The organism is Mycoplasma zalophidermidis, from assembly GCF_018913985.1.
GTDB classification, from domain to species: Bacteria; Bacillota_I; Bacilli_A; order Mycoplasmatales; family Metamycoplasmataceae; genus Mycoplasmopsis; species Mycoplasmopsis zalophidermidis.
The window spans coordinates 1-23,221 of the sequence record NZ_JAHMHK010000008.1 but is presented as its reverse complement, the minus strand read 5'-3'; the positions used below and the strand labels follow the sequence as shown (position 1 = coordinate 23,221).

The 23,221-nt window shown below is 26.7% G+C and carries 7 protein-coding genes and 1 rRNA gene; 2 read left to right on the top strand and 6 right to left on the bottom strand.

Annotated elements, in window-relative coordinates:
- Both KQ878_RS03520 and KQ878_RS03515 read right to left on the bottom strand, forming a co-directional pair.
- Positions 1-426: ribosomal RNA gene (locus KQ878_RS03520) — 16S ribosomal RNA — on the bottom strand; the annotation flags it as partial.
- A 515-nt stretch (positions 427-941) separates the two neighbouring features.
- Positions 942-4,745: a hypothetical protein gene (locus KQ878_RS03515; protein ID WP_216567958.1), complete on the bottom strand. Its 3,804-nt coding sequence runs from the start codon at positions 4,743-4,745 to the stop codon at positions 942-944.
- Positions 4,746-4,984: 239 nt separating this feature from the next.
- Between KQ878_RS03515 and KQ878_RS03510 the strand changes: the two genes are divergently transcribed.
- Entirely contained in the window at positions 4,985-7,366 is a 2,382-nt protein-coding gene (locus tag KQ878_RS03510) for a C1 family peptidase (protein ID WP_216567957.1), read from the top strand.
- A gap of 607 nt (positions 7,367-7,973) precedes the next feature.
- On the opposite strand, the gene KQ878_RS03505 is transcribed toward KQ878_RS03510, so the two are convergent.
- On the bottom strand, positions 7,974-9,251 hold the full coding sequence (locus KQ878_RS03505) for a hypothetical protein (protein WP_216567956.1): 1,278 nt from the start codon (positions 9,249-9,251) through the stop codon (positions 7,974-7,976).
- Positions 9,252-9,780: 529 nt separating this feature from the next.
- Here KQ878_RS03505 and KQ878_RS03500 point away from each other — a divergent pair.
- Positions 9,781-12,942, top strand: a complete 3,162-nt coding sequence (locus KQ878_RS03500; protein ID WP_216567955.1) for a coiled-coil domain-containing protein — start codon at positions 9,781-9,783, stop codon at positions 12,940-12,942.
- A 248-nt stretch (positions 12,943-13,190) separates the two neighbouring features.
- Here KQ878_RS03500 and KQ878_RS03495 read toward each other — a convergent pair whose 3' ends face one another.
- The 3 genes from KQ878_RS03495 to KQ878_RS03485 all read right to left on the bottom strand — a co-directional run bounded on the left by KQ878_RS03495 (position 13,191) and on the right by KQ878_RS03485 (position 23,124).
- Complete coding sequence (locus KQ878_RS03495) at positions 13,191-13,814, bottom strand: hypothetical protein (RefSeq protein ID WP_216505726.1); 624 nt, start codon at positions 13,812-13,814, stop codon at positions 13,191-13,193.
- Positions 13,815-14,148: 334 nt separating this feature from the next.
- Positions 14,149-14,295 carry a hypothetical protein gene (locus KQ878_RS03490; protein WP_216505725.1) on the bottom strand — a complete coding sequence of 49 codons (147 nt, stop codon included), beginning with the start codon at positions 14,293-14,295 and terminating at the stop codon, positions 14,149-14,151.
- Between the two features lie 90 nt (positions 14,296-14,385).
- On the bottom strand, positions 14,386-23,124 hold the full coding sequence (locus KQ878_RS03485; protein ID WP_216567954.1) for a hypothetical protein: 8,739 nt from the start codon (positions 23,122-23,124) through the stop codon (positions 14,386-14,388).
- Between the last annotated feature and the right edge of the window lie 97 nt (positions 23,125-23,221).

Here is a 23,221-nt window from a genome sequence, read left to right as displayed (position 1 = left end):
GTTTACAACCCATGGGGCCTTCATCCTGCACGCTGTGTCGCTCCATCAGACTTTCGTCCATTGTGGAATATTCCCTACTGCTGCCTCCCGTAGGAGTCTGGGCCGTATCTCAGTCCCAGTGTGGCGGTTCAGTCTCTCAACCCCGCTAAACATCATCGCCTTGGTGGGCCGTTACCTCACCAACAAGCTAATGTTACGCACCCCGCTCCTCCAGTGGCGCAAACGCGCCTTTTATGTAATCATCATGCGATAACTACAAGTATTTGGTATTATCGGTTGTTTCCAACCGCTATCCCAATCTGAAGGGTACGTTGAGTACGTGTTACTCACCCATTCGCCGCTAAGTACAAAAGTACTTCGCTCGACATGCATGTATTAGGCACACAGCCAGCGTTCATCCTGAGCCAGGATCAAACTCTCGAAAAAATTGACTTCGTCATGTTTATATATCTAGTTTTCAAAGAACAATTGCAATTTAAAAATGCTTCATTATAATAACATATTTTTTAAAAGATATAAAATAAATTTTAATTTTTTTAGTTATTTTTATGATTGATTTAACTTGCTGATATAAATATACATCATTTCAAAAACAATCAAAATTTTTTTTGTTTTTTTGTACACGAATAAAAAATTATTAATTTTGATTTATTTATGGTTAATAATCATTTAAAAATCATGTAAATCACATCAGTTAATAAAAGACATATTAATATTAAATTTAGTACCTTATTTTATCTCCATCTAATTTAATGTAAAAAGTTTTATTAAACTGTTTGCTTCAAAATCAAATTCTTTTAATTCTCAGCAAAATAACAATATTCCTATTTTACTTAAACATATATATCTTGTAATCTACCAAAAACAATGTTTTTTTATCAAAATAAAATTACAGTAAATAATAAAAAACTTTTACCTCATGGTAAAAGAAAAAATAATATCTAATTATGATTAAATTGCAATTTATCTAAAGAATTAATTTGTTTTTTAAAAAAATCATCGTTTTGCGAAATAAACGTATTTAATGCATCGTCCATTTCCGCATCGGTCATTTTGATTGTAATTGAATTAACAAAATTATTGATTTTGTCTAAAACAACTTTAATTTTATCGTAATTTTGTGCAATATTCATCGTCACAAACAAAAATAATTGATTATTGTAAATGTTTCATCCGAATTCATCACCTATTTTTTTCAAAACATTCCCATCAACTTGTAATAATCCATTGTAAATAATATCAGACAGATATTCATAAACTTTATCATATCTGTGTTTAACATTTTTGATTGATTCATTAGTATAGTTGGAATAGTTGTTAAAATATGATAATTTATTAAGATTGAATTTTTCTTTTGATTCATTCACTTTATAGTGAGTAATGAAAGCATTAAATAATTTACTTTTCAATGAATCAAATATATTGCTTACCATACTATTTAAGATAGTAAATTTATTCTTGTTTGATTCTGATAAGGAAATACTATTAGCATAATTGTTATTGTCGTTATAATTTATATGTATATCATCTTTGAATTGGTCTAGTAGATGTTTTTTTGAATCTCATTCACTTTTTCACTCGGCAGATACATAATCGTTAAAATAATGATGAGAAGAAGAATACAATGTATCCGATTCACCATATTTTTGTATAAAACCATGCTTTTTATCGCCAAATAGAGAGTTGAGAATTACATTATCAGAATTGTTTTCATTGTCAGTAAATAATCTAATAAATTCTTTTATGTTATAACTATTATTTTTAAATGGAGCAATGGCCACCATTAATCTTATATATTCTTTCCCTTTTTTGGATAATTCATCATAAAAATCAGCGTCGGAAATCGGCTTTAATGCATCTAATCTAACTTTGTAATTAAAAGATAAATCAGTCTCGTTATCAATTTTTTTAACAATTTCTTGGATAATAGATTTATTTTCTTCTAATTGTATTTTTAACTCATTTAAATCAGGAATGGCGGAAACTTTATTAATTATATCGTCAATATCTCTTAGTAATTCCTTAATATTTTTTTGACGTTCAACTTTATTCGCTGATGTTATTTTCCCTAAAAATGTATAAATATTATTAACATCAGCAAATGAAATATTTTTTAAAATTTCGTTTTGAGTTATTTTTTCGCTACTACTATAATTTTTAAATAATTCAATGTTTTCCGTTATTAAGGGATATAAACTATTTAAACGAGAAATATCAATATCAACAATGGTTTTAATAGCTCTCTCACCAAGTCCAAAAAATCTGTAATAAAAACGGGATGGATACTTGTTATACAATAAATCGTTTACTAAAAATAAATTAATGATTTGTAATGTTAACTTATTTTGCGAATCATCATCATTGAAATGTTTATTCGCTAATTTATTTAGTTTTTCAGCATCAAAATATACTCCACCAACATTTTTTATCTCTTTTGATTTTTCAATTGTAGATTTAAGTTCTAATAAAGAATCATTTATATTTCTTTCTTTATCAATCATATATTCAGATCTCGGTAAGTTATTAACGAACATTTGAAATTTTCAAATAAAATCATATATCGCATTTTGTTGTAATTTATTTATAGCTTGTTCAGGTGTTAAAACTTGCATCGCAATAGCATCTAATAGCTGATGAAACTCAATAAAGATTTGTTTTAAACTTTCTTTTGAAATTTTGAACCTATCCGAAATAGGCAAGGTATCAATCATATTATAAAGGTGAGTAGGCGCTTCGCTTATAAGCGCATAACGAAAACTTGGATCATATTCAACCATAAACGATAAAAAACTAAAATCGTGCAAGTTACCATTAGTAAAAATATAATTAACTAATTTTTGAAATGAATTGTTTTTTAGTGGATACGTTTTCTTAATTTTTAGGTAAATATTTGAAATAGTTTCTAAATCGTGAGTGTTAGATTCTATTTTAGTTTGTATGTGATTTACGGTATCTTCCACACCTAAAATTGAGAAATTTTTGTCTTTTAATTTTTGCAAATAGGAATCTTTATTAGATGGGACTAATATTCCATCTAAAATAATATAAATTGCATCAGTATAGATTTGAGGAATATTTTTGGTTAAAATTTCAACTGAAAAATCTATTATATTATTTATTTTGTCAATTTCTTCTTTAGAAACAATCGCTTTTAAATAAGGGTTATATCTGAATTTATAATTATGAATTACTTTTTCATAATCATAAGCATTAATTAAATTATTACGTTCAATATTTTCATAATAGGTGATTGGATCTTCGCGGTAATCTCAACAAAAATAATCTTTGGCATATGAGTTATATACTTTTGAATAATCAATCAAAATCCTATTTATTGAATTAATATAATCAAAATCAGGGGTCTTTTCAGACTTTTTAGTTTCCTCAAGCACAACACTAATTAATTTTTCTATTTGTTCTTTTGAAGGATTATTCAAGTTTCAATTTTTATTGAATATTGACGAAATTGTTTCTTTGTTTAAGATTGAGTAGAAATAAGAACCATAAAATTTTTGATCTTCTAACGAAACAAGACGAGGGTCGGCTGCGATTTTGATAAATTTTTTAAATTTTTTATCGTAATCATTCTTTACATGCATCAAATATTTTTTAACAGGTTCTTCTCATTGATTTCCAAAATCTGTGAATTCATTAAAAAGAAATGGAGTTAATTTATGCAATGAATAAAGAGTGGCTGGCGGACTAATATGAAAAATGTTTACTCCTTCAAGTTTATTTGGTTCGCTTGTAAATTTGATTGTAGAATCGACTAATTGTTCATATATATCCCGTATGTTTTCGCCCCCTTCATTTTTAAGTTTGTCTTTCGCAACCTGCAACGCCTCTTTTATCTCTTGTCTTGGCTTTGTTTCACGCTCACCCAAATCGATTAATTTATTGATTTGCTCTAAATAGTAATTATCAGTTAATTTATCTATTTGTTTTTTATCTAAACTTTTGTTTTCTAAAATTGATTTTATCGTATTTTCTTTAAAATTGGTTCCATCCGCTACTGAAACTGATTTTTCCAAATCGTGAATAGTTTCACGTTTTGTGTTTAAAAAACGGGCTTCACTAACAACTTTATTTATTTGATCTTGTGAATTGATTAATCCAGGAATTAATTTACTCTCAATTTCAGCAATATCTTCATTTGTTAATGAGATAAGTTGTTTAATTTCATTAACAGCACAATCTATTTTATTTTTTTTATTATTGTTGTTTTCATTTTGAATGGAATTTAAAAGGTTATTTCGTTTATCATTATCGTCTGTTTTTAACAGCTTATCCTTAAATAATTTCTTTGAAGCATTATCAATGAAATTAAATTGATTAATATCATAATCTATTAAGTTGCTATTATTTTTTTGTATTTTTTTGGAATTATTTAATGAAAGAGCCAAATTAATAACATCATCAATTTCGCTTTGTTTGTTAATTAAAATCGGTTCTAATCTATTGATGAAATCCGATTTTTCTTCATCCGTTAAGTTTTTAAAAGTATTTATACTATTTTTTGCATCAGATATTTTAGAAATTTTATTTACTTTATTAAGAATTGATCATTTTTTATAATTATCAACCATTTCAAATTTATTTTTACTAGTTCTTATATCGTTTATCGCTATATTCTTATCAATGAAATTTAGGTTATTAACGCTTACGAAATTAATAATTGATAAAATTGTGGCAATAGAGGTAAGAGCAGTAGATGTCACCAATAACGATAAGAATTTTCGTTTCATTTTTTCTCCTAGCGTTTATACTCATGAAAAGTATAACAATTATAACGCAACATTATAACACAACCAATTAATTTTGAGGTAAATCACCGGCAGTAAAGCACTTTTCATATCATATTTATGAAATAAAATATAAATTTATAATATTAAATATAAAATATAACTATAATTTATGCATTATACTGATAATTAATTATTTAAAATTAATTTAATTTAAATTTATTATATATATGAGAGGAATCATGAAAATAAAATCTTTACTACATCTTTTGCCTATTACTCTGCCTGCAGTCGCAATATCAGCAACGACAAATTCCGAGCGCAATAATGTTGAACCTTGAAAACAAAGCAAATATGACCAAAGAGAGAATTATATACTGTCTCCAGTAAGACGGCAAGTTTCGGATATATGTTGAGCATTCTCAATAATCGGAGTATCCGAAGCAAACATTGTAAAAAATGGATTATATAAAATTGCTGATTCGATAGATTTATCTGAATTATCAATAGCGTACAAAACTAAAAACAGATCTAAAGAAGCGGATGTATTGAGAAATTCAGCTTCGGATGTATATAATGATGATACATGAAACAGCGTGGGATATACCTATGATGCAGGCTACTCAGTATTACAGTGAAACAACTTGATAAACGAAACGAGTGATTTTAAAAGTTATGATCTTGAAGTTCCATATTTGGCAGAAGACTTCATTGAAATTGATCACAAAAACATTGAATCAATTAAAAAGCACGTTGTACAAAACGGTGCGGTCGGTTTTAGTTTTTCAACAACCGACGCAATCACATACTACAATGAAAAAACCGCACCATTAACACTTAAAAAATATGCACATGCTGCCACAATAGTTGGGTGAGATGATAATATACCTAGTGAAAAGTTCGGTGACGGTACAAAAAGAAATGGTGGTTGAATTGTAAAAAATAGTTGAGGACCCAACACTTTAGAAAAAGGATACATGTATGTATCATATGAAACAAATATTGCAAACACCTTCACCTTCAATTATGCAGGCAAAAATAAATATAGTCATAACTATTATTACGATGGTTTCTTAAGAAATATTTACAATGCAAACGAAAAAACAGCAGCAGTATCTTTCAAGTCAAAAAAAACAAACTTAAATACACAAGAATATTTAAAATCAATTAATGTAGGAATTGACGGAAAGAACGCACGAGTAACTGTAAAAGTCTATGCAAACACAGAAAATGCTGATATAAACCCGCTTACTTATAGTGATAGTAACGCAGTTTTAAAAACAACTAAAACAGCGCAATTTGATGAGGGCGGATTGAGAACCGTCTTCCTAGATGAAAATATAAAATTAGAACCTAATCAAAAATTTACAATTGTTGTTTCTGTTGACAATGACAAACATGATGCTAAATTAAAATTTTCTGATGAAGAGTATTCAGATTTGGATTTAAGTTATGTTATACGCAACAATAAATGAGTAAGCAGTCAAATGGAATTTAATGGCGTTGCCAGAATAAAAGCTTTTACAAAAGATGAATATAAACAAAATAATGAACAAAAAAATGAAAATAATGACATAATAAACGCAAATATAAAAATTGATAAGGAAAATTTATATAGATACGGTGAATATCTTCGCCCAAAACCAACATTATATCTTAATGGTACAGTTTTAACTGAAAATCAAGATTACACACTAAGCTATTCAGAGAATTTTGACAAAAATGGTAAATTCTATAAAGATTCCTCAAAAGTGGGATATGGATTAATAAAATTCAAGGGGATAAACAATTACACCGGAATAAATGAAAAATACTTCACAATTAATGTTGGATTGTATCCAAAAATCAACAATCGAACTTATTACCATAATTCTAACTTTACAATAGATGTAGACGATAATTATATTAACAGTGGTGATTTAAATTATGGACCAGGTTGAGAAGTATTAAATCCCGCACGTCTAAAAAAAGGAATAAATAATATTGAATTGAGATACACAGCGAGCGACTCTGCATTATATCGTAATACCTTTGCATCAATCAAAGTTAATAAAATTGATGATTTAAAAAATTCAGAAAACCCATTAAATATTCTGCCAGATTCAAATAAGCAAAATAGTGAATCAACTGAGTCAAACAATATTCCTAATAATGCAAATCAGAGTAGTGATGATTCAAATAAGCAAAATAGTGAATCAACTGAGTCAAACAATATTCCTAATAATGCAAATCAGAGTAGTGATGATTCAAATAAGCAAAATAGTAAATCAACTGAGTCAAACAATATTCCTAATAATGCAAATCAGAGTAGTGATGATTCAAATAAGCAAAATAGTAAATCAACTGAGTCAAACAATATTCCTAATAATGCAAATCAGGGTAGTGATGATTCAAATAAGCAAAACAACAATGATTATAAAGATCGAACAAATCCTATAATTGATAACAAGGCAAAGCAAAATACTTCTAATATTACGAAAAACAATAATAAAGATGTAGTTAAAAACTTTCCAGCCGACTCAAACAAAATAATCTTATATACATTCTTATCATGTTTAATATTAATTATTATTGGGGTTCCCGTTTACTTTATTATAAAAAAATTAAGAAATAACACTACATAAGTTTTTTAATTACATGATTACGAAATTAGTAAATAAAAGCCGAGTACAGCTAAATTATTTAATTATGCAAGTACTCAGCTTTTTAAATATTCAAGATGAAAATAATAATATGTCTTAAAACAGTGAATTAACGTGAGTTTTAACTACATTTATAAAAAATAACATCAGACTATATTCTGTTAATAATCATAAATATTGCATTGTATTCCAAAATTTTCTGTATGAATTTGTCTTAACAAAATTAGTCAAGTTGTTTTTTTAATCTCACAATCTAAATTAAATTATATTATTCATAAAAAATGACACCTTCAAGTTGTGGTTGTAATTTAATTTGATAACAATAAGTAATTGATTGTGATAGTTAACTTATGTCTTTAATTCATTTTATTTCTATATAAACAATTCATATAGAAAAACACTAATCTAAACAATTATTGTCACTACAATTAAAATGTATTGCAATCAAATTTAACCACAATTGAGAATTTTGAAATACGACACTTAGTAGATATTACTTTACTTTTATAAAATTGAAAATAACAATATTGTTGTTAATGTTTACATTTAATAATATTTGTGTGTGAATAGAAAATACAAAACAAACCTTTTAATCTGATATTGGGCGGCTATCTAATAATAAACTTTTTAATAGCTCGGAGTTGGAAATTAAATCAGTTACATTTTTTATATCTGATAAATAATTTATGTTAATTGTATTATCCGTAGTATTATCATCTAATTTTTTGATATTTTTGTTGATGTCATCTATTATTCTGGTTTTTTCCTCACCTTTAAAATGATTATCGTTTTCAATTTTGCTTTTCACGTTTTCAAATAAATTTTTAATGTTGTTGGCCGAATCGAGAAATTTATTTAATAAGGTAATTTCTTTAATTGAAAAACTACTTAATTTTGCAGTTTCGATTAAATAAATTATATCGGTATGCTCTTTTTTAGTAATGATATATGAAGACAATAATTCATTTGATAATTTATAACTTGATTCAGCATATTTTTGTTTTAAATTTTTAAGCAAACTATTATTTGAATTGATCAATTTATTAGTTTTTTCATTCAACACCTTAAATAGTTTTTCATTAAAATCTGAATATAAATTTTGCAAATTCATTTTAACCAACATGATTTTTTTATCGGTATGAAACGGTTTTAGAGATTGAATAGCTTCTCGGCCTTTTTCTATAAAACCTATTTCAAAATTAACAAAGATTTCAGAAACTTGTTTTAGTATTAAATTAAGATTTTTATCATTGCTAATCCATTTAAAATTATCTATCATAGAATTTAACTTAATTGTTTCATTCTTTTTTAATTCATAATATTTGCTAATTTCATCGATTTTTTGTAAATTCGATTCGCTTATTTTTAATCCTTCTTCAATTTCAAACTTTAATTCATTAATTTTCGTTTTATAAAATTCAAATTGATCAGGAACAATAATGATTGAGTTTAAAATCTGACTTAAATTATCTATTTCTTTAAAAATATCGGTCGTATCTATTTCATATTTTCTAAGTTTTTCATTATTATCACTTAAATATCTTTTTATATCAGATATAAATTTTTTTGCGGTAGATAATTTAGAATTATCATTATTAGTTAAATCCATTTTCACGTTATTTTTATCCATTTTGGTATCTGAACTAGGTATGTTATTACGCACGTTTTCAGATGTATCCAATGTGTCTAATTTATTGTCTTTATTTTCGGATTTACTACCATCGCCACCATTATTTTTATCTTCGGCTATATTTTCAGTTTTCTTTGTTGAGATATTTGTTGAATGGCGACACGAGACAGCAAAAGCTAATGGTGTAGATACAATTAATAGTGAAGAAAATAACTTTTGAACCGCTTTAATATTCATAATGAGAACATTATATACCAAAGTTAAAATGAGTTAATTGATTATGTATTTTTTTAAAAAGGTTAAAACCAAAAATATCTTCAAATCATTTTGAACCAAATCAAAATATAAATAAAATTTAACACCTTCAGAATTTAATAGTAGTCCAAGGTTCCAATATTTTTTATATATTGTATAATAATTAAAATACTATAACTTATTTAAGGAGAAATTATATGTATCTAAAAGAAAAAACTATCAATATACTATTAGGGGGGGGGTTATATCAACATTAACTGCAACGGGTTTATCAATTCAATCAAACTATTCTGATTTTATATTAAATAGAACTGATTTTAGCGATATTAAATGCTATGAATTAAAACTTAGTGATATTCAAAATAACGGTTTCGTTAAATCTAAATCAGTTCAAAATATCTTTATTACCGGTTCTAAAACATGAAAAAACGAACAAGGTGATGTGACATCAGAGGTTTATATTAGCGTTGATTTAATAAAAAATAAACGACAAACAACATCTAAGTTAGTTTTGAATAAATTCAGGACATCTCAAACTGATTTCCAAAATTCAAAATTATCTATTTCCGGTGATAAAACGGTAACACCTGAAGAATTTAGTTTAGGTTTAAATAATAAAAAAATAAAGCCGATATTAAATAACTTAATCAACGCCAGTTCATACAGCGTTAGGTTTTTGAGTAGTGTTGTAAAGAACAACGAAGTTTTAGTTAGTGTAAATATCACAGACAAAATAAATAATCAAGACAACTATACAGGAATAGTTTCAATCGATATAAACGCATTTAAAATTACGGAAAATAGACCTTTAATTACAGAAATAGGTAATTTGATTGACAATTTAGTTACTGTTAAAAATGATATTCTTAAAAAAATGAAAAATGTTCAAAACAATAATACACAAATAGAAAATTATTTAAGAGAACTAGACAATCTTTTAGAGGATGCAAAAAATATTAAAAATAATCCTAATTCAGAACTAGACAATCTTAGAAAACTAATAAAAAAATTAGAACAAAAAATAATTAAAACGCAAAAAGATTTAAACAATTTTGATGTCGAATCAATTAACAGTAAAGAAGAATTAATAAAATTAATCGATTTAGCCAAAACAACGCAATTCAAACTAGATCAATTCGATATTAAACTATTCATTAACACACAACCTATTCAAAATGTAAAATCAGAAATGAAACAAAGTATAAATGCTGCAGAATTGGTTCGTGATGATATTGGTGCTAAATTAGACAAAATTAACGAAACAATTATTGTTTTGAGTAATGCAATAGATAATGCAAACAAAATCATTTCGGCCTTAAATACTGAAGAATACAATCAAAAAGTTATTTTGCGTGATTTAATTGTTGAGTCTAAACTTATTGAAGAAAAAATATCAAAAATAATAGATGGCGATACAGATATGCAAAATGCCTTAAAAACAAAAAATGATTTAAAAATTTTAATTGATGAAGGTCAAAAAGTCATTAACAGACATAACTCTACAATGACAGAAATTAAAGATTGTATTGAAAAAATCAAAAAATCAAAACAACTGGCTCAAGTTGTTTTGGATTCATTATTGGAAAAACTTAATACCTTGAAAACTGAGATGAGAAACACTACATTAACAGCCGATGAAATCAAATTAAAATTATTAAAAATTATTGGCAAACAAGCGAATAATCAGGAAGTTGTAAAAGCCAAAACAGAGCTAATTAATATTATAGAAAAATCAAAATCTATATCAGCAATTGAACTTTATAGTTTTATCTTTATAAAACAACTAATTCAAAAAATAAAAGATTCTATTTTAGAAGGTGAAGCCGCTATAAAGTCAGTTGAAGATGAAAAAAATAAATATAAAGTTGAATTGAAAAGTCTAATAGACAAAACAAAGGAATCAAAAGTTAAACTGGAAAAAGTAACATCTAATGAACTTTTTGGTCTTGATATTACCGATACTAAAAACAAATTAAATATGGTCTTGGAAAATTCGGACAATACATTGAAAGATGATAATTCATTATTAGAAAAAATTGAAAAAGCTATTCAGTCTTTAAAGGACATAATTCAAGAAATTAATAATATTTTTGACTTTATTAACTCTAACATAGAAGAAATTAGAAAAATATTATTAACCACTATTAATGAGTCAAAAGATATAAAAATACAACTTGAAAAGATAAAAGGCGAACTAGCTTTAGAAAGAGATGTTAAAGAAGGAATAGAAACCTTAAATAAGGAAATCACTTCCTCTCAAAATATACACAACAACCAGAATTCTCTTATTGATGTATTAAAAAAATGTATTATTGATCTGAAAAATATAAATTCAAAATACAAGGAAGTTTTACGTCAAATTATTGATAAAATCAAACTTGAAAAACAAAAGCTAGAACAAAAAATAGCTGATGTCAGAAGTATTGAATCTAAATTACTAAATGTACGCGGCAAACAAGCAGAAAGAAAAGACGTAATTGAGATACTGAATGAATTAAAAACAGCTCTAGAAGCAGCTAACCAAAATTTAAATAAATCCGATAATTTGATTTACGAAAATACAAAGAAAAATATTGAGCTTCTAAGTCTTTTAGAAGAAAAAGCCAAAAATATTTTACAATCACTTAATGAAGAAAAAGTCCCAGCAATAAAACAACTTAAAGATAATAAAACGCAAGCTGATAAATGATTACTTACATCTAATCCAACTTTTAACAGTTATGCTAGAGACCCCTATAATGGATTTGACATCATAGAATGTATAGAATATCTTAATAAAACTATTAAAACTGCTGAGGAAATTTTAGACAATAATAATTCAAGCATAGAAGAAATAAACGAAGCAAACAATGCACTGAAAGATGCTATAAACCTTACCGAATATTATAATAATAGTAAGGGAAGCTATTTTAAACCCGATAAAATTATAGAAATTATAAAAAATAACAAGGCCAAACTAGATAGTTTGAAAGAAAAAAATATAAGTAAAATACCAGAATTTACTGATATTTATAACAATTTAACGGCAACGATAGATAAAGTCGAAAAAACAAACTCTTCAAACCAAACAGAATATATAGACGCATTCAAGGAATTATATAAAGCTAATGATGAGGCTAATTTACTAATTAATGCATGCGAACATAAAATTAAAACTGACTTAGATAGGTTAAAAGATGAAATAATGTTAGCTAGAAAAAATAGAATCATTTATACGAAAATCTACAAAAATCCTAATGATAATTATAGATTTGATGGAATTTGTTTTATGCTGGATAATGCATTAAAGTATGCTCAAAACAGCCTAAAAAATAGCAAATCTAACAGAATTGAAATATTAAGAGCAATCGCACAACTATCACGTGCTAATATTCATGCCGATTCAGCAAACTGAATGTCACGTCATGGATGATTCCAACGTAGACGCGAATTCAGACCAGACTCTATTTATGAAACCGCAAAAAATTTTATAAAAAAATTATCCGAAAAAATAAAAATGGGGAACGATAAGGATAATAATATGCTAATTGCAAAACTAGAATTAGAAGCTGAAATTAACAAATTATCAATTCCTTTAGACGAATACAAAAAAAATAAAAAATGAGAAGACATAATCGAACCTCTTGAAAAGGTTATTGAAAAAGGTTTAATAGTATTAAAATTCATTGAATAAATTTATAAAACAACGCTCATCTATTTGATTAGTGTTGTTTTTTGTAATTAGTACAATTTATTAAATTAATTATCGAAAATAAATAATAATTACCTAAATTGGTTTTTAAACATAAAAAAATTTACAAAAAATAATGTGTGTTAAAAATACTAGACCAATATTTCAGAGGTCTAGTATTTCTCTATATTAAAATATAATAATAAATTACATATTTTCTTTAATAAATTTATCTATTCTATTGATGGATTCTAATAAATTTGCTGTATATATTTGGTTTTCGTTTGCGATATATTCTTTTTTAATCACATTATTAATTGTATTTTTTTAAGATTTTCATATTCTTCATTTAAACCGTCTAAATATGCATTAGCGATTGCTTTTTTAGTTTGATCGTTAATATTTTCTATTTTATTTTTTCAAGTAGAAATCAAATAATCGAGATTATTTATTTTTTTGATAAACTCTTGTAAAAAAATAATTTTTTCATTATTTTGAATATATAAAATATTAGTTTCTATTCCTTTGTGGAAATTATTTTCTTCATCCACAACAGATGGGTCCGGTAAAATACTTAGCAGAATTTCATTTGTTAATTTAAATTTATCTTGCTTTTTATTTATTTCTTCAAAATAACTTAAAATTTTGCTGTTTTCTTGTTTTAACAATTGTCTGTTTTCTTGAATTTTGTTTTCATAAAGTTTGAATACATTTTCTAAATTAGTTTTAATTTCTATAATTTCAGAAGAATTATTATTAGGTTTTAATATTTTAATTCTTTGGTATATTTCGTAAATTTGATCGCCATATTTTTTATTTATATCTAAAAAAACTTGGATATTTTTAGAATCGATATATTTTTTTGATAGAAACAATTCATTATCATTAATTTTCGAAATTTTTCATCATAGGATTTATTAATTAATTCAATCTCAACTGTATTTTTATCAAATCTAGTAATTTTTTCATTAATAATTGATTTTTGAGTATTAATTTGCTTTGTTATCTCATCTAACTCGGTGAAATCGCTATTATTTACTTTGTTTTTCAATTTATTCAGCAAATCATTAATATCTCTCAAATCAATTTCATATTCTTCAAATTTATCATTGTTTTTGTCTAGAAAATCATAAACTTGCGAAACAAACTTTTTATAGATATTAAGTTTTAGTTTTCCTGTGTTTATTTTTGATGATGTTTTGTCATTGATTAAATTTTGTTTTTTGTTGTCGGCTTTATTGTGATTTTTTTATCAGACTGCTTTGAAGAACCGTTACATGAGGTTGCTACCAAAACAGGAACTGAAATAAGTGGATAAATAATAAGAGGTAATTTTTTTATTAATTTTATTTTCATGAAGCAATTATATAATGATTCTTTTTTTTATAAATAAAATATATAAAAAATATAATAAAACAGTCACATAGAGATATGACTGTTGATAAATTATTGAATGTCGGAATCTTTATATTCTGAATAGCTTCAGGATGATTTATCATCATGGTTATTCTCTCAACTTCTGAAATCAGAATTTTGTTTTTGATTACCACTTAATCCCCATACAAAATAACAAATATCTTTTAATGGTTTTACGCCTTCGGAATTTAGGTTGTGACCATCTCAAAAAACTAATTGTTTATAGTCATATTCTGCTTTTGGACGATGCTTAACATCAATAATTTCAAAAAATTTATTAATAGAATCTTCAATTGGTTTAATATGATTTGCAAATGCTTTTGAACTGGTTTTGTTACCTACGTTTTTAATATTAATTTTGCTAATTAATTGTGATAATTCAGTCGCCTGAGCGTTTCATTTCTCTTGCTTAAATCTATCTATAATTGACTTCATCATTAAATTTTTAATATATTCTGAAAAATTTATGCGTTTATCTTGATAAGGAATATATGAATAACTAGTATCCCATCAATATTGATCATAATCTCTAACAAAATAATTATTTCAATAAAGTGTCCTACCCAAATAAACTGCATAAAATGATTGAAATTTATCAAATAATCTCTTTGCCATCGACTGAATACTATTGCTTTTGGTTTCGTCTGTTCTATCTTGAATAAATTTTAGATACTCAAAAATTGAGTTAAATGTCAATGTCGATTTTTTGTCGTTATCAAAAACATTTATAGTTTTAAAAGTTTCGAAATTTTCATAAGCATATACTCCTGAGCGAAGTAGTCTAAATCAATACCGCATGAAATAATCTCACTCCTTCCAAGCAACCCCTAGATAAGATTTAGTGTATATTTTTCTAAATTCAACTATGAATTTACCTGGTTTATTATTGTCGTCATAACCTAGATAACCTCTCATAACATCACGAAGTTTATACATTTCAATTTCGTAATTTTTAATCCCGTTGGCAAATACATTTCTCAATTCTGCATAGTCATTAAACTTGATGTTAGACTGAGATTTTATTTTATTATATTTTTCTATAAATTTTGATTTGATGTTTGAACTAATATTGGAATTTGCCACATTAAATATATACCCTTTTAATCCGTCATAATTTTTTGAACCATTAAATACACTATCGCTATTATCAATTTTATTCAATGTCAACCATTTTTGTGCAACACTTCCGTAAACATCTAAATAAGATTTAAAATCAATCTTACTAAAGTCTATAGGAGAAAAATTATTTATACTCTTAATATCATTAATTGATTTTGATTTAAATTTATTTAACAAATTATTATAATTTTTACTATATGCATCAATAATATTTCGAACTTCGATACGATCTTTTCTGATTTCAAACGACTCATCTAACGCTTTTGACTGTAACTCTTTAAGCGACTTGCCTCATCTATAATTTTTTATTTTATCATTATCTGATTTATCAACAATTATTAACTTATTAAATATCTCTTCCTTATTTATTATTTCGTTGTTGTATTTATCAATTATTGATTTAGCATTAATGTAGTATTTATTATAAATATCAATATTATCGTCTATGTTTTTGATTAAATTATTTATCTGAATTTCAATATTATCAATTTCAGAAATATTTAGTGAGTCATCAACTTTATCATTAACTTTATTTAGTTCTGTGATTAATTGTGATATTTTTGCATAATATTGATTGTTTTCTATAATCTTGTTATTGTCTGCATTTTCGTCTTTAGAAAGAAATTCTTTGATATCATTTAATAAAATAGAAATTCTTTCTTTCTTGAAAATTTTAACCGCTTCATTAATAGTACTATTTGCCGCGTTAAGTGCGGCAATACTTGGTAATTCGGCAGGTATTTTTTCCTCTTTATAATTTACTTGATCATTTGCTTTTGATAATTCTTTCAAAAGATTGTTATATATTTTTTGATATTTAGGTTTACCATTATTAATGTTTTTAACATTCTCATACTTCTTAATATATTTTAAAATACCTAAATATTGTTCTTTATTTTGTTTGAGGGCTTCCAACTTATTTTTTCCCAAAGTATATTCGGTAACAATTTTTGCGGACTTATCGTTTAACTCTTGATATGCGGGGTTGTTTGCTGGGTATGTAGTGCTAAATGAATCGATATTGTTAACAACTTTTGATTTTACTTTAGTGATGTCGTTATTTAAAAGTTGCAGTGCTTTATTTTTAATTTGTTGATCTGGTTCATCTGAAAATAATTTTTTTAATTCAGTTTCTTTATTATTAAAGGAACCAATAACATCATTAGCATCATTATTATTCTTTGTCATAGTATCGACTTCATTAATAGCTTTCACATATTGATTAGGTTCAAGAGGATTAATTATTAAATCGAATATCGAAGTCTTATAGTTATTGTTTAACTTATCAATCAATAAACGATGTAATTTTCTAATGTCGGCATTACCATGTTTATTGCGTAATGTGCGTAAAGAATTTATTTTTGATTCTAACGTGTCTAATGAAGTTTTGGCTTGTGCAACCGGATTTTTAATTTCATTAATTTTATTAATAGCACCTTCAAAAACATTGGTATCAGTATTGTTGATATTGCCAAAACCATCTGCGGCCGCCTTTATTTGTTCTAATGTATTAGCTGCATTTTTTATCGATGCATATTTTGTTTCGGTAAGCATCGCCATTAATTCATCATATCTATCTTTAAATTCTTTAGCTTTACTTGATTTATTAATTGCATTTACCAATGTAGTTGAGTATGCATCATAAGAGTCGTTGATTTGGGGAGTGGTCGATTGTTCACTGTTTAATACAGCGTTTAAAGTATTTTGGGCATGTTGTTTAGCGTCATCCAGCGAATTTTTAATTGGTTCATATTTAGCGTCAGCCGGAATTTGAGATTTAGTTGTAGCAATTAAATTATCTTTACTTGATTTATCACTAAGTTTTTGTTCACGAGTGGCTTGTTGTGATTTGGCTAATGCATAAGCTTCGTTCAATTTGTTGATATCACTTTGAGCTTGACTTAAACTTGGGTTTTTGCCTGTTCCGGATGTTTTATCTGTTTCAATTTTAACTGCACTTAAAGTTTTATTAATGTCACTATAACCATTTGTTAATGTTTTATTTAAGTAAGTTTGAACTTCTTTAGCTAATTTAATATATTCATTGTTTTTGTTTGCTTTCGCTTGATTTTTAGCTTCAATGAATTCAGTCTTAGCTACATCTAATGCTTTTTGCGCAGCTTCATAAAGTTCGCTTTGTTTTTGTGTTGAGGCATTTTTTGGATTATCTAAATCTTTAATTAATTGGTTTTTGATTTTGTTTAATTTATTTTCGTAATCTGATTTCAATTGTGCTAGGGCAGGATCGGTTGTATCATTAGCCTCTTTTTCTGCCTGAGTTTTTGAATTTTCATAGGCTTGTTTTGCTTTTGCTAATGCAGAACTTTTTGCGTTTTCGATTGCTTGTTGTAAAGCTGTTTGCGCAGCAACAATAGTTTCATAGTCATTTACTTTATTTGTTCCGTTTTTGTTATTGGCATCCTTAGCGGCGTTTAAAGCAGCAATTTCATCTTTGTATAATTCACTATTTTTATTAAGTTCAGTTAATAAATTATCAACATCTGAATTAATTGAATTATAAACATTGACAGCCGCTTCCTGAATTTTAGTTTTTAAAGCCTTGGTTTGATCCATATAGTTTTGAGCGGTAATAGATTTATTGTTTTGAGCTTGTGTGATAGCATCTTGTGAAGTTTGTTTTTGCAAATTTAATGCATCACTTTGTTGTGCGTATTTTGGATCGCTAGCTATTTTTTCAAGTAAAGCAACTTGTTTATTGTACTCAGCAACCGAATTATCAATTGCAAACTTATCTTCCTTGGCTTTGTTTAATGATTCTTGCAATTGTGCAAAGGCAGCGTTAGCAACAGCTTCTTTTGGATGTGGTTTAACTTCTTTACCAGCTAAAGCATCTTGAGCAGATTTAACATTTTGTAATGTTTCTTTAATTTTGTTATATTGAGGTGAAGACTCATCTAACCCATTTAAGAATGATTGTACATTTTGACTTAATTGGTCGTAATAGTTAACAGCTTCTTTGTCTTTATTAGCGATTGGGAATTGTTGTTGCGCAAATTTGTTTGCATTGTCAACTATTGTCTTAGCCTTAGCGAAATCTTGTGGAGTTGGATTGGATTTTACTAAATTGTTCGCACTTGTTTTATCGCTCTCTAATTTAGTTTTGATATATTCTCTACTTGGATCGGTGCTGTTAGCTATGTTTTGCTCTAATGTGGCTAATGATGCTTGATATTCTTGTTGAGCTTTGTTAGTTTCTTGAGCTTTTTTGTCGTTAATTTGTTTTTTAACTTGTTCAAGTTCTTTTTGAGCTTGTTCATAAGCAGCAATTGAATCTTGAGCAAAAGTAGGCGAATCTTTTTGTAATGCGCCTAATTTTTGAGTTAGGGCATTATTGATTCTTTCGATTTCAGAGTCTAATCATTTTTTAGTGTTTTGATAAAAATCAAGGTTGTTATATGTATCAGTTAAGTTCTTTTTGCTTGATTCGTAATCAACTTTTGCTTTTTCAACTTTTGCTAAGTCAATAGCTTTATTTAACTCATTGTATAAAGCTTCTGCTTTTTCAACTTTATCGGCTAGTTTGTTTGCTGTATCATCCTTGTCAGGCAATTGTTTGTCTAATTCACTAATCTTTTGACTTAAATTATTGTTTAAATCTTGGTATAAATTGCCATTTTCAAGATTATTATTTTTGATTAATTCATTTGCTTTTTCAGTAAGTTTGGTAAATCTATCATTTGCTTGATCAACTAATTTATCAGCTAATAATTTAGCTTGTTGTTGGTAAGTGTTTTCATCAATAGTTGAATCGTTTTGAGCCTTAGTAATTAGATTTTGTGCAGTTGATTTTGCGTTATCTAATTCGTCTTTTTGGTCGCTATATAAAGGATTTGTAGCTTTTTCAGCAACTAATTTTAAAACAGCTTGATAGTCAGATTTTGCTTTTTCAATATCTTTAACTGTTTGGTTAATACTATCTTTGAAATCGTTTAATTTTTTGGTTTCTTGATCTAATGTATTTGATGATACACCTTGATATGGAGTAGTTTCTTTTGCTTTTACGACTGTTTCTGAACTCTTAATTAAGTCTTCTATTTGTTTTTTCAAACCTTTTAGTTCTGGTTTGTTATCAACATCAAGTTGTGTTAATTTATCGTTCAATGCTTTAATGGCATCGCGGTGTTTTTGTTGGGCAGCTTTTACGGCAATTTGTTTTTTAAGAGCAGCAATCTGGTCTTTAGCATCAGTGTAAGCTTGTTTAACTTTTTGAACGTATTCAGGGACATTAACATTTAGTGAGGCAAGTTTTGCGGTTAAAGCTTCATCTACTTTATTTACTTCAGATGTGTATCAATGTTTTGTTTCGCCTAATGAATTATCAATAGAAGGTTGATTTTGTTTTTCTTGATCATAATCTGATTTAGCTCGATTAATTTCGCCAGCTTGAGATTTGGCTGTATCTAAATTATTTACTTTATCGCTGTAAGATTGAGGATCTAAGATGTTTTGAGTAACGGTTGAAACTTGATTATCATTAATTGCTTTATTGATTCAATCGCTTGCTTTTTTATTTTGGGCAAATTGCTCAGTTTTTGCTTTGTTTAAATCTGCTACTTTATTTTCTAAAGCATCAAAAGCATTTTTGGCGGCGATTGCTTTGTCTTTGAATGCAACTAATTTAGCTTTTAATTCTCCAATACGTCTAACTTTAGAATCTCCGTCAGCTAATTTTATATCTTCTTTTGAAGTTATGCTTTCTACTTCATCGAAAATGGCTTTCATTTCTTCAGTAAGAGCATCTTTTAATGCCTTATATTTATCGTCTTTAAAGGTATCTAAAATTGATTGATATTCAGTATTGAAGTCAGTTTTAGTTTTTTCAACTTTTGCCTTGTTAAAAGCTTTTTTAATTGTGTCAATAGATGTCTGTACGTCATCTAATTTTATTTCACTTAATTTTTTATCAGCAACAGGCAACCATTTAGAATCTTCAGGATTTATGATTTCATTTAATTTATCCTTAATTTCATTGTATTTAGGATCTATTCATTCGGCAATGGTTTTCTTAATTACATTTGTTGACACATGATCATAGTCATCAAGACGTTGTTTAACTTGGTCAATATGTTCTATTTCTGTCTGAGCAGTTTGTAAAGCCTCGATTAATTTTGATTTTGCTGTTTCATAAGCTCCTTGATAAGCATCTTTTTGTTCAGGTGTTGTGAAATTATTTTGATTAACAGCATCAATTATGTCTTGTGTCTTTTTAATTTCTTCATTTAATCTAGTTTTGACTGCTAATTTAGCTTTTTGGGCAATAGCGTCTTTTTCAGCATCAATATCTTTTGAAATTAAATTATTAATTTGAGCTAATGTTGAATCATAATTAGTTACCGCTTCATCAACAGTTAATTTTTTAGCTTCGGTGTTTTTGGTGAATTGTTTTATTTTAGCAATTTCATCAGTGATTTGTTTAATGTCTGTATTTTCAAAATTAGAAGCATAGTTTAATTGTAATTTTGATTTTTCAATTGCTTTATCAATGTTATTGGTTAAATTATCATGTTGTTTTTTAGCATTGTTTGTTGTAGATAATTCGCCTTTTAATGCATTCAATTTTGAAACTTGGTTATTATAATCTTCAATTGCTTTATTTTTTTCGACACCAGCTTTGGCGTTTACGAGAGCTTGTTGAGCAGTATTATAAGCCTTAATAATTTCTTCGGGATTTAATTTGGCTTGGGCTAATGCTTGGGCTAATTTATCTTTAGCAGTTTTAACAGCTTTGTCATATTTATTTTTAGCATCTGGATATCCAGTAAAATCTGATTCAGTCAATTGGCCTTTTAGTTCATCATTGTATTTTTTATTAGCTTCTTTAACTTTGTTTGCGTCTGTTAAAGCAGTGTTTAGCTTTTCGATAACATTGTCATAATTATTGGTATTTAATGCATTTTTATCTGAAACTTCAGAAGATATTGTATCTGAAACAATAGTATCATTATTAAATTTAGATACAGCATCTTCAATAATTTTTTTGGCTTCAATGTATGAATTTAACTCATTTTCTTTTGCTGAATTTAATTCTTCAATCTTTTCATTAACAGCATTGTGTTTTTCAATAGCTTTATTAATTTTATCGACATATTGATTTGTTGCTAAAGCATCAATATCTTTTTGGATTTGATCTATACCAGTTGAACTTAATGCATCATCTTTAAGAGATTTCATTGCTTGAATGGTTGCATTTTTGATATTGTTGTATTGGGCAGCAGGTTTAATAATATCATTGTATTTTTGAGCAAATTCCTCTTGTTTGGATGCTACATCACTAGCTTTTTGCAATTGTTCACAGAAAGAATCAATTACTTTAGGGTCTTGTGAAGTAATAACCTTGGTATCTAGTTCTTGAATTAAATCATCTAATGAGTTATTTATTTGTTCAAAGCTGTTAATTCTGTTATTTACAACTTTATTTGCGTTTGATTTTATAACATTAAATCTTGCTTTAGCAGTTTGAACCAAAACAGCCTCAAGTGCTTTTTCTGCATTATTGTATGTTTCAACATCATTAGTTTTATTTGTAACATGTTCTTGAATTTGTTTAGTTACATCATTAATTCATTTTTCAACTTCAGCTTTAACATCGGCATATTTAGGTTTTTGTTTTAATTCGTTTGCGGTTGTTAAGGCTTGTGAATAGTTTTCAAACGCTTGATCTAGTTCTTGTTTCTTTCCACTCAATGAAGAGTTAAATTCATTTAATTCATTAGTTTTTGCAATGATATTTTCTAATGTGGTTGCGTTGTAATTATTTTCTTTATCAACGCTTTTGTTGCTTTGAATTACAACATTCACGGTGTCGTTTTGTAATTTTGCATATTTGTCAATATTATTCATTAAATCTTTTGAATTATTCAGTACTTTAAGAGCAGATTCATAATCGTTTATGACTCTTGTACGATTATCTTTGAAAATATTTTTTAATTTAACTAATTCGTTTTGAGCGCTGATGTAAGCATTAATTATTTCATCATTTGAAGGATTTGAATTTAATTTGTTATTTAATTTATTGACTATTTCTTTTGCTTTATTGTTATATTCATTTTTGGATTTTTCATCCTGACCAAAATGACTTTCATCATAACGATTAAGATATTCAAAATCGTAATTGTTTTTTGCTGTATTAATAGTTTTTGCTAATTCCAAAGCTTTATCAAGGTTTTTGATATATTCATTATAAACATCAATATTTTTTTGATCTTTGTCCTTGATATTTTTTAGAGAATAGTTATCTAGTGCGTCGTTAATAATTTTATGTGCTAAAACATTGTTAGCTAAATTATTTACATCAAAATCATGTAATTCAACTTCCTTATCATTAAGATCGAATTTAGCTTTATTTAGTTTTGCAGTTTCAAATGCTTCATAAAGTTTTTTATGAGCATCTAAAATTATAGTTTCAATAGGCGGTTGTTGTTTATTTGGTAATGCCCTTTGATCTTGGATTTGTTTAACATTTTTTAAAGGATTTGTAATTTTTGTTAAATATTTAGGGTTTTTTAAATGTTCATCCATCCATACCGCAACTTGGTCACTAAGTTTTTTATAATTATTTGCCAATTCTTCGTTGCGTGTTGTTTGAGGTAAAAACATTTCAGACGGAATTGTAAATTCACGTTGTGCCACATCATTTAAATCTTTTTTATAGGTAATTTTTACATTAAATTTAACGTTTTCTTTAGCGTCGACACTGAAGTCACTAAATTCGTAGTTATATTCATTA